This is a genomic window from Nocardia sp. NPDC004711, from assembly GCF_053601595.1.
Genome location: NZ_JBSGCB010000127.1, coordinates 1 through 9428, shown reverse-complemented (window position 1 = coordinate 9428; position 9428 = coordinate 1). Strand labels below are relative to the sequence as shown.

The 9428-nt window shown below is 64.7% G+C and carries 8 protein-coding genes and 1 pseudogene; 3 read left to right on the top strand and 6 right to left on the bottom strand.

Going from position 1 to position 9428, the window contains the following annotated elements; all coding sequences use genetic code 11:
- Together ACWEKS_RS48110 and ACWEKS_RS48105 are read right to left on the bottom strand one after the other, a co-directional pair.
- Positions 1 to 132: biotin/lipoyl-containing protein (locus ACWEKS_RS48110; protein WP_452346393.1), on the bottom strand; the 132-nt coding region annotated here is incomplete at its 3' end.
- A gap of 40 nt (positions 133 to 172) precedes the next feature.
- Complete coding sequence (locus ACWEKS_RS48105) at positions 173 to 2506, bottom strand: transketolase-like TK C-terminal-containing protein (RefSeq protein WP_452346390.1); 2334 nt, start codon at positions 2504 to 2506, stop codon at positions 173 to 175.
- Between the two features lie 272 nt (positions 2507 to 2778).
- Here ACWEKS_RS48105 and ACWEKS_RS48100 point away from each other — a divergent pair, with 272 nt between their 5' ends.
- Positions 2779 to 3303 (top strand): Lrp/AsnC family transcriptional regulator, encoded by a 525-nt coding sequence (locus tag ACWEKS_RS48100; RefSeq protein ID WP_452346389.1) that lies wholly within the window; start codon positions 2779 to 2781, stop codon positions 3301 to 3303.
- Positions 3304 to 3741: 438 nt separating this feature from the next.
- Here the strand turns inward: ACWEKS_RS48100 and ACWEKS_RS48095 are convergent, their stop codons facing one another.
- The 3 genes from ACWEKS_RS48095 to ACWEKS_RS48085 all read right to left on the bottom strand — a co-directional run bounded on the left by ACWEKS_RS48095 (position 3742) and on the right by ACWEKS_RS48085 (position 5822).
- The gene (locus tag ACWEKS_RS48095; protein ID WP_452346392.1) at positions 3742 to 3930 is read right to left on the bottom strand and encodes a transposase; all 189 of its coding nucleotides are present in this window, start codon (positions 3928 to 3930) and stop codon (positions 3742 to 3744) included.
- A 121-nt stretch (positions 3931 to 4051) separates the two neighbouring features.
- Positions 4052 to 4958, bottom strand: a protein-coding gene (locus ACWEKS_RS48090) for an IS5 family transposase (protein ID WP_452346388.1) whose coding sequence is annotated in 2 segments (ribosomal slippage) — positions 4052 to 4600 and positions 4602 to 4958 — 906 coding nt in all. Because the reading frame shifts where the segments join, the coding sequence is not laid out codon by codon here.
- Between the two features lie 345 nt (positions 4959 to 5303).
- Complete coding sequence (locus tag ACWEKS_RS48085; RefSeq protein WP_452346391.1) at positions 5304 to 5822, bottom strand: transposase; 519 nt, start codon at positions 5820 to 5822, stop codon at positions 5304 to 5306.
- On the opposite strand from ACWEKS_RS48085, the gene ACWEKS_RS48080 reads away from it, so the two are divergent.
- Both ACWEKS_RS48080 and ACWEKS_RS48075 read left to right on the top strand, forming a co-directional pair.
- Positions 5773 to 5916, top strand: a complete 144-nt coding sequence (locus ACWEKS_RS48080; RefSeq protein WP_452346394.1) for a hypothetical protein — start codon at positions 5773 to 5775, stop codon at positions 5914 to 5916. The genes ACWEKS_RS48085 and ACWEKS_RS48080 overlap by 50 nt on opposite strands.
- Positions 5917 to 6650: 734 nt before the next feature.
- Positions 6651 to 8933: an FUSC family protein gene (locus ACWEKS_RS48075; protein WP_452346387.1), complete on the top strand. Its 2283-nt coding sequence runs from the start codon at positions 6651 to 6653 to the stop codon at positions 8931 to 8933.
- A 23-nt stretch (positions 8934 to 8956) separates the two neighbouring features.
- Here the strand turns inward: ACWEKS_RS48075 and ACWEKS_RS48070 are convergent.
- Positions 8957 to 9241: pseudogene (locus ACWEKS_RS48070) on the bottom strand (IS3 family transposase); the annotation flags it as partial.
- Positions 9242 to 9428: the final 187 nt, after the last annotated feature.

The window sequence follows — 9428 nt, the reverse complement described above, 5'->3', positions numbered from 1 at the left end:
TTCCAACAGCGGCTCGTCGGCTTCGATAGTGTCCCCGGGCTGTTTAAGCCATCGGGTGATGGTGGCCTCGGAGACGTTCTCCCCCAGGGAGGGCATGCGGACAATGGTGCCCGTCAAGTGCTCGGCCGTCATAGTTACCTTCCAGTGAAAGCCGGTTGTGGTCGGTCGGAGATCAGCCGACGAGGTCGAGTGCGGCGCGGACGATGCTGTCGGTGTCGATACCGTGGTAGTGGTAGACATCGCCGAGCGAGCCGACCTGGCCGAACTCGCTGACCCCGAGTGCGGCGCCGCGCACGTTGTTGATTCCGGTGACGAACGCGAGGGTATGCGGGTGCCCGTCGAGGACGGTCACCATTGGAGCCGCCCGTTCAGCGGGAAAAACCTGATCGAGAATCCACGACGGTCCCTCTGTCAGGCCGCGGCGTGCCTGCAATGCTTCGAACAGCAGTCCGGGGCTGGTGACGCACACGACCTCGGCGGCGATGCCTTGCTCGGCGAGCCGGTCGGCGGCCGTGAGGGTTTCGGTGATCATGGCCCCCATCCCGACCAAGGTGACCGCCGGGGCATCGATATGGCGCAGGGTGTATGCCCCGGCAACCACTTGGCGGCGGCGGCGTTCGCGGGCCGCGGGATCCGGCGGCACCGCGGCCAGCGTCTGGTCGACCGGACGAGTCGACAACCGCAGATACGAGGAACTGCCGCCCGGCCTACCCAGACGGCTGATACACGACAGCAGGGTCCACTCCACATCGATCACAAAGGCTGGCTCGTAGCTGACACATCCAGGCTGTTCGAGACCGATGGACGGAGTTTTGATCGACTGGTGCGCACCGCCCTCGGCGGCCAGCGTCACTCCGGACGGTGTGCCGACCAGGATCGACTGCCCACCCGCGTAGATTCCATACGACCATGGCTCAAGCGCTCGTTCGACGAACGGATCGTAGAGCACGCCGATCGGAAACAACGGCTGCCCCCACCGGCTCCACGTCGCGCCCAGCTCTCCGATCAATCCGACCAGATTGGTCTCGGCAATGCCCAGTTCCATGTGCTGTCCGGTGGGCTTCTCTCGCCAATGCAGAATCGTTTCCGCGTCGTCGGCGAACCAGTCCTGCCGCTCTGCGACCGACCACACCCCGACCTTGTTCAGCCAGCCCGCGAGATTGGTGGTCGAGCTGACATCCGGGCTGACGGTGACCACACGCTTGGCGGCTTCGGGTGCCTGACGGGTCAGATCCAGAAGCACCCGCCCCAGCGCGGCCTGCGTCGCCGCCGGTCCTTTCGGGGTGCGGCCGAAATCGACCGGGATCGCCGGGACCGCTACCTGAGCCACAGGTTCTCGACGAAGGCGCGCGGCCGCAGCCTGGCACAGTGTCGAGGCCGCGCTCCCGGGGGAGAATCGCTGCCACGGCTGGTTCGGGTCCATGCCCAATTCGCTTGCCAGCCGGTTGTATTCGTCGATGCTCAGCAGCGACGAGTGGTTCTGGGGATGGCCTTGAGTGGGAAGCCCGTAACCTTTGATGGTGTAGGCGATGATGACCGTCGGGCGGGTGTCAGCGATACGGTCGTAGGCGGCCGACAACGCCGCCAGGTCGTGCCCGCCCAGGTTGCGGATGGCCGCGGTGAGGGTCTCGTCGTCGAGGGTCGCAACCAGCTCTGCGATCTGGGGCGCGTCGGGTCCGACGCCGGGCAGGCGGGTGCGCAGCTCGTCTGCGCTGCAGCGCAGCAGACGCTGGTACTCGGGATTCGACATCTCCTCGATCCGGTTGCGCAGTGCCGGGCCTGCGGGGCCTGCGAACAACGATTCGAGCAACTGACCGAATTTCACGGTGATGACCTGCCACCCGGCGGCGTCGAACATCCGCTCCAACCTGCGCGCCGCGATGGTGGGCACCACCCGGTCCAGCGATTGGCGGTTGAGGTCGACGATCCACACGATCTCACCGAGATCGGCGACACCGGGATCAACGATGGCCTCCCACACCGCACCTTCATCGAGTTCCGCGTCGCCGACGAGCGAATACTGGCGCCCTATACCGGCATCGCCACAATTGCTGTTGACGTAGCGGCGCGCCATCGCGCCCCAGATCGGGGCCGTTGCGCCGATTCCCACCGAGCCGGTCGAGTAGTCCACCGGATCGGGGTCCTTGATCCGGCTCGGGTAGGACTGCAGGCCACCGAACTGGCGCAACGTCGTCAAATACGACTCGTCCAGCTCACCGAGCAGGTAATTGATCGCGTGCAGCACCGGAGACGCGTGAGGTTTGACCGACACCCTGTCTCCCGGCCGCAAGTGCTGCATCCACAGCGCTGTCATAATCGACACCATCGACGCGCACGAGGCTTGATGGCCCCCGACCTTGAGCCCATCCGGGTTAGGGCGAACCCGGTTGGCATGATGGATGATCGCCGTGGACAACCACAGCACACGCTGCTGAATCTCATCGAGCACTCCGGTCGGCGGCAGACCGGAGACCGCGTCATCACGGGCGACGGCGGGGGCGTTCATCAGCGTTCTCCTTGCACGTAATTCATTGCGGCCATGCGCAATTGAGCTCTCGGTCGGGGACACGAGTGAATGGAACTCCGGCGGGCACGAACGACGTTTTTGCGTCCGATCCGGTCAGCCGGTCCAAGGGCGGGATCGCCCTGTCAGAACAGTCCACGTTGTGCAGGACTGCAAGGAAGTACAACAACTTGGGAAATAATGCGCAATACTGTCATGGGGATTTAATCAGATTGCACACGGCAGACGGTGCCGCTGATGAATGGATGGTCAGAATGCCAAGCACCCACCTCATCGACCGGATCGATGCGCAGATCCTGCTCGCGCTCATCGACGCCCCCCGCGCGACCGTACTGGCGCTCGCCGAACGAGCCGGACTGTCCCGCAACACCGTCCAGAGCCGAATGACCAGGCTCGAGCCGTCGGTCTTGCAGACCTTCGAACGGCGCATCGACCCGGCCGCGCTGGGCTACAAGTTGCAGGCATTCGTCCTGGCCAACGTCACCCAGCGCAAACTGGCCGCCGTCAGCGCGGCGTTGGCCGAGATCCCGGAAATACTCGAAGTTCACGGGCTCAGCGGGGTCGCCGACCTGCTCATCCACGTCGCTGCACGCGACGCCGACGATCTTTACCGCATCGCCGGGCGGATCCTCGACATCAATGGCGTCAAACGCACCAACACCGCTCTGGTCATGCGTGATCTCGTCGACTTCCGCATTCGGCCGCTCGTCGCCGCACACGCCGCTGCCCAGCACGCCGAAACACTTCGCGCGGAAGTGCAGCCCAAGCACAGTCGATGAACTCGCCAGACACCGATCCGCGTCCGCTGGCAGCGGTCCCGGGCATACGGAGAGCAAACCAAAGATCAGGACACGTGCAGCGCGGTCCACAGTGCAGACGCGGCCCAGCTGAGGCAATGTGCCTGTGAACAAACTGCTCATTTCGGTGGCTGGGTGCGGGCGAGTTGGCGTGACATGAGCATGACCATCGACCAGGTCACCCAGGCTTCGTGTAATCGGGTAGTCGTTCGTAGTCACGAATGCATCTGCGGCGCAGTTAGATTCAGGCACAGGGAGCGTTCGACGAGCCAGCGGCGTGGCAGCACGACGAAGCTGGTTATCGGATCGCGGCCGATTTCCACTGTGAGTGCGAGTTTCTCGCGTGCCCAGCAGGACGAGGTGGCCGCTGTAGGCGCTGTCGGCCCAGACCAGCATGATCGTGGTGAATAGCTCGCGCAGTCAGGTCAGGGCGGTGCGGGCGCCGTCGCGGTCTTGAACGTTGGCGGCGGTGACGTGCACGACCAGCAGCAGTCCGAGCGTGTCGACGATGATGTGGCGTTTGCGCCCGTTCATCTTCTTCGCTACGTCCCAGCCGCGGGTGGCGGTGGCGACGGTTTCGGCGGCGCGCACGGTTTGGGAATCGATGATCGCCGCACTCGGTCTGCACTGTCCTGGGCTGCGAGTGGCCGCCAGATTCGGGTACCGATCCAGGTTCTAGCTTGCTAGGTTCTGTCTCGAAGTGTTGAGGGCGGGCCTGTGGCCCGCGCCCTCAACTGTGTCGGAGCCACTGATTGATGACAGCGATATGGATCGTGGCCTGGTAGCGGACAGCGAGTTTGTCGAACCGGGTAGCCACTGCCCGATGCTGTTTGAGCTGGTTGATGCCCCGCTCGACGGCGTTGCGGTCCCGGTAGAGGACCGGGTCGAACGCCGGTGGCCGCCCGCCGGCACTGCCACGACGGCGCCGATGCGCGGCCTGGTCGGCCGGGACCGGGATCGTTGCCTTGATCCCGTGTCGACGCAACCATTCCCGGTTGGCGCGACTGGAATACGCCTTGTCGGCCAGCACCCGATCTGGTCGCGCCCGCGCCCGCCCACCACCGAGTCTCGGCACCGAAATGCTATCGAGCACCGCGGTGAACTGTGGACTGTCACCGGCCTGCCCTGCGGTGACCAGCACCGACAGCACCCGGCAGTCCCGGTCACACGCCAGATGCACCTTGCTGGTCCACCCGCCACGCGAACGCCCCAACCCATGATCGGCGGGCTCGTACTCACTCGGCCCGGCAGGCGGTTCACCCCTGCCCGCCACTGTCATGGCGGGCACCGGCGGCATGCGGGTGCGCCCGGGCGGTCGTCGAGTCGACGCTGACCTGCCAGTCGATCACCCCGGCCGCGTCGGCCAGAACTTGCAGTGACGTGACGATCGCGGCCCACGACCCGGCCCGCTGCCAGCGGCGGAACAACGCATACACCGCTTGCCACGACCCGTATTCGGCTGGAACGTCACGCCACGGCACCCCGGCCCGGCACCGCCACCGGATCCCGTCGATGAGCTGCCGTTTCGTCCACTTCGGCGGGCGTCCCGCCTTCTTCCCACAGGGCAGCAACGGCTCCAGCCGCGCCCATTGGGCATCGGTCAGGTCCGCTCGCCCCGCCACCGCTACGCTGGTCAACGAGGTCTCCGGTTGGTCTCCGGTTTTGCTTGGTCGCTAAACCACCTACCGGAGACCTCGCCTATATGCCAACGCGTCCAACAACTTTCATCAAACATGCTGATGGGGTGGTTACTCGGCGTCCGGTGGCAGGACGAGCTTGAAGAAGCTGTCGTCGCCGCGGGCAGCGACGCTGCTGGCGCCGGCGGTGAGGATCGCTCGCCACCGTGTGCAGGCCAGGGAGCATGGTCGGTGAGGGGTTCTGTGGGCCCCACCGGTGAGCCGCACAACCCCCTGGCCGCCGGAGTCAGTGTCGATGTGGTGCTGTACTACTCGGCCGCCGGACCGGCTGGCCCGTAAGGTCGCCTACCACGCGCTGCTGATGAGGAATTCGCCCGCGCGGCACCCGGGTCGAGTTCGTGCGCGGCCCGCGCGGCGACTCCCCGGAAGACTAGCTGCCGGTGCAGTTCCAGGGCATGTTCGCCGAATATGAGAAAGATGTCGGCATCGGCATCTTTCTCGAATGGGCACGCTGGGTTCGGACGGACCGTTTTCGACCCGAAGACTGGACAGGGCGGCAAGATAGAGTACGCGGCGTATGCGGCGGCTGTAACGCGTCGGTCGTCGCAGGTTGACGCTGACACGGCCGGAGTAGCGGGGAACCGGGACCAGGTCGGCGTGGCCGGCCAGCCGAATGTTCCCAGGTTGCCGCCGGTTTCGATGAGGAAGTCCGCACCGAGCCTGGGCTTCATCCCGGATAGAGACTCGATGATCCTGGCCCACGTGTGACCGCGGAACTGCTGCGCGATCAGCTTGCCGGAGCCCCGATCTGCCGGTGCAGATCGAGCAACTTGCTCGCGATGTGTTTGACCAGTATCGCCGCATCCGCCTCACCCGGCAGCGCGATGTCCTGGGCGCCCGCAACGGCCCCGACGGTCGCGGCAACTTCGAAGCCTCGGACGGTTGTATCTCGCTCTGACGCAAATGAGTGGTGACACCATCGATTCCGGCAGCCGCGCTCTCGGCAGGGGTGCACAGCGCCAAAACCAGAATCAACGGGCCGCGATTGGAGTAGTCGAACGCTGCCTCGAGCGCCGGAAAGATCGACCCCAACGACCCGCGCAGGCGGTTGACCCCTGCCACCCAGTCCGCCATCGGGTCCGATGGATACCAAACTGAGTCAGCCCGGCCGCGAGCTCTTCGGGCATCGTGAATTCCGCCAAATCCTTACGCATGTGGGCAGTCTCGGCGATCACCCGAGCGTTTCCGCGCATCGGTTTCCCTCGCCGCGGAACCCGCAGCTCATCGTATTCGCTGGGCAGCCCGGCACATACGTGACTGGCTGACCCGCGTGCAGCAACACCGTGACCAGCATCATGCATCAATTCCCTTCCGGAATTGTTCCCCGTTGCCCGACGATGGATGCGTAAACCTGTGACGAGGAGGCGTTTCGCGGTGACCAGGGCGGCCGGCAGACCCGAGCAACCTGCTACCCCACTGAGCCGAATCATCCAGCGACCCACCGGGCTCACCATGTCGCGTACCCGAGATTTCAGCCGGTGCCTCCCCGGCCGAGCTTCATCACTCGCGGGCCCTGAACTGCGGCACGATGCCGGGCGTTGGTCGAAACACAATCGCAGCGGTAACGTCACTGCAGTCCGTCTCGGGATACGCCGCGTCCGCGTTAGGTCTTGCAGCAGGATTGCGCGGAGAATGTGGGACGACCTGTGCGACCGCTTCAGCGCTTCGGATCCCGGTTTCATTCGCCTGTGCGGTGCAGGGACGACGGTTGGTGGTGTTCTCCTCGCACTGCTGGTGCTCAGCGCGGCGGGTATGCCTGTGGCGGTGCTGGTGGTGGGCGCCTGGAGTGCGATGGTTGCCGGGTACACCGTGGGCGATCCGAGTCTTCGTGGACAGGCGGTCACCCTCGGGCTTGCTTTGCCGGTCAGTATTGGGACGCTGATTCTTGGTACGATGCTCGCGCCTCACCGTATTGCTGCGGATGTCGTTTTGTTGGTGTTCATTTTCACGGCCATGTATGTGCGGCGGTACGGGCCACGCGGTAGCGGCTTGGGCGACTTCGCCTTCCAACATTTCTTCATTGCTGAGTTCTCCAGTGCGACCTTTGCACAGTTGCCGAGCATGTGTGTTGTGGTGGTCGTCGCGATCGGTTGTGCCGGGTTCGTTCGTCTGGGGGTGGTCCGCGCCACACCGGAACGCACCTTGCGGTGGCTGCGGCGCGCTTTCCGTGCTCGGTTGCGGGCGGTGACCGATGCGATGATCGACGTGGCTCGCGCGGAGCCCGGTAGTGCTGCTGCAGACGGGGCAATGCTCGCGCTGCAACAACGGTCTGCGCGGTTGCACCAGGGTGCTCTGATGATCCAATCCCGGTTGGAGACGGGTGTCGAGGATCAGAATACTGCTCGCCTGGTGCAGCGACGCATCGCCGAGGCGGAGATCGCGGCAGAACGCTTGTCAATCGCGTTGCTGCAGGCTCTGCGCCCGCACCCCGACAGTTTCAGCACGCTGGCGCTGCACCTGCCCACCGTGTCGGTTGTTGCTTCGGTAGATGACGGTGATGCAGACCGCGGCGGGCCGCTCGATCCGCAGGTGGTCCGGCTGATCCGTGAGCTGCGTTGGCTGCGTGTGCTGGTGGCCCGTCCCATGACTGCTGAAACCGACCCTGCCCCGGTGATGGTTCGAGACCGTCTACTCGGCTATGACAACGGTGCACGCCTGCCCGAGCAGACCGCTGTCACCGTGCAGGAGGTCTACCGCGCTGTCGGTGAGCTCGCCCGGGCCATGCTGGGCCTGCGGCTGGCTCTAGGAACCGACCAGAACGGCGGCGCGGACGGTCCGGAGGCGGAGCTGTTTCGCGCTGAGCTGGTCGCGGAGGACCAGGCGTTGGAGGCCGACGAGGCCGCCGCCGAGGAGCCGGTCGGGCTGCAGCGGCCGACGACTCGGGCGGCGTTCCAGGTCACCGTCGGCTCGGCCATCGCGATCGTTGGCGGTGAGCTGCTCTCGGCTCAGCACTGGTACTGGGCGATGTTCACGTGCTGGGTCGTTTTCCTCAACACTTCCTCGGTCGGTGAGGTGCTCGTCAAGGTTTGTCGGCGGCTGGCCGGGACCATGGCGGGGGTTGCCGCCGGTATTGGACTGGTCGCTCTCGTCGCGGGCCATACCTGGACCACGTTCACAATGATGATCGTGTGCATGTCCGGCGCGTTCTTCACCGCGTCGGTGTCCTATCTGCTGATGTCGTTGTTCATCACGACGATGGTCGGTCTGCTCTACGCCCTGCTCGGCACCTACAGCGACGCAGTTCTCGTGCAGCGGGTCGAGGAAACGGCGCTGGGTGCTGCTGCGGGGCTGGTCACAGCGCTGCTGGTGTTACCGGCACGTACTCGGCGCCGGACCGACGAGCAGCTGGCGCAGGTGCTGCAACGGATGCGCGGAGTAATCGGACAAGTGGTCGCGCAGCTGACTGGTCGGCCGTGTACCGGCCTGCTGGACGCGGCTCGTGAGCTGGATACTGCTTTGGATGCTTTCCGTATTTCCATGCAGCCGCTCATCCACCCAGCCAGCCCCCTTCGGACTCGGCGCAGCCGGGCACGCTACATCCTGGGCGTGCTGGAGACATGCGCCTATCACGCACGCAGCCTCGCAGCAACGGCCGAGGCCGCCTCCAGCGCACCATCTCTTCTTGTCGATTCCCGATTGACCGAGATAGAACATCGGCTGGACGACAACTTAGCCGTGCTGGCGGCATTCGTGCAGAGCAACACGCGCAAACGCACGATTCTACGCAACTCGCTCTTGACAGCCGAGACTTGTTTTGTCGCTAAACGGTCGGAACCGGGTGCCGTGGTCATTACGCAAATCTTTCGGCACTTGCAGCGACTCGACGAGAACATACTCAGCCTCGCCCGCCTCCTGGGCGTCGCCTGCCAGGGGGATGCTCATGGTAAAACCAGCTCGGGACTGCCCCGGATCTGATCGACTTGCGGGTTGTGGTGGTTTCAGGCCGCGAGTGAGGCCGGGTTCAGGGTCTCACACTCGACTGAGGTCAGCCGGGACAGGCCCCGCTGACGCCGTCGGCGGTGGTAGGTCCGTTCGATCCAGCGCACCATGGCCAGGCGTAGTTCTTCTTTTGTGTCCCAACGTTTTCGGTCGAGAACGTTGCGTTGCAGCACGGCGAACCACGATTCCACGGCAGAGTTGTCCGCGGAAGCGGCCACCCGGCTCATCGAGCCTTGTAATCCGTTGTGTGACAATAGGTGCACGAACTCTCTGGAACGAAACTGGCCGTATTCAATCGGTCGTCGCAACACCGGATTATTGGAGCGATTGTAGCTGTTCGGTGAAGGCTTCGGCGGGCGTCTTCCAGCCGAGGGTCTTAGAACTCCTAACAAAGTGGGAGTTTGGTCAGTCGGCGCCAGCAGATGATGCTGCAGGCCAGGCTGAGGAAGGCCTCGTGGATGTCGTCGCGGA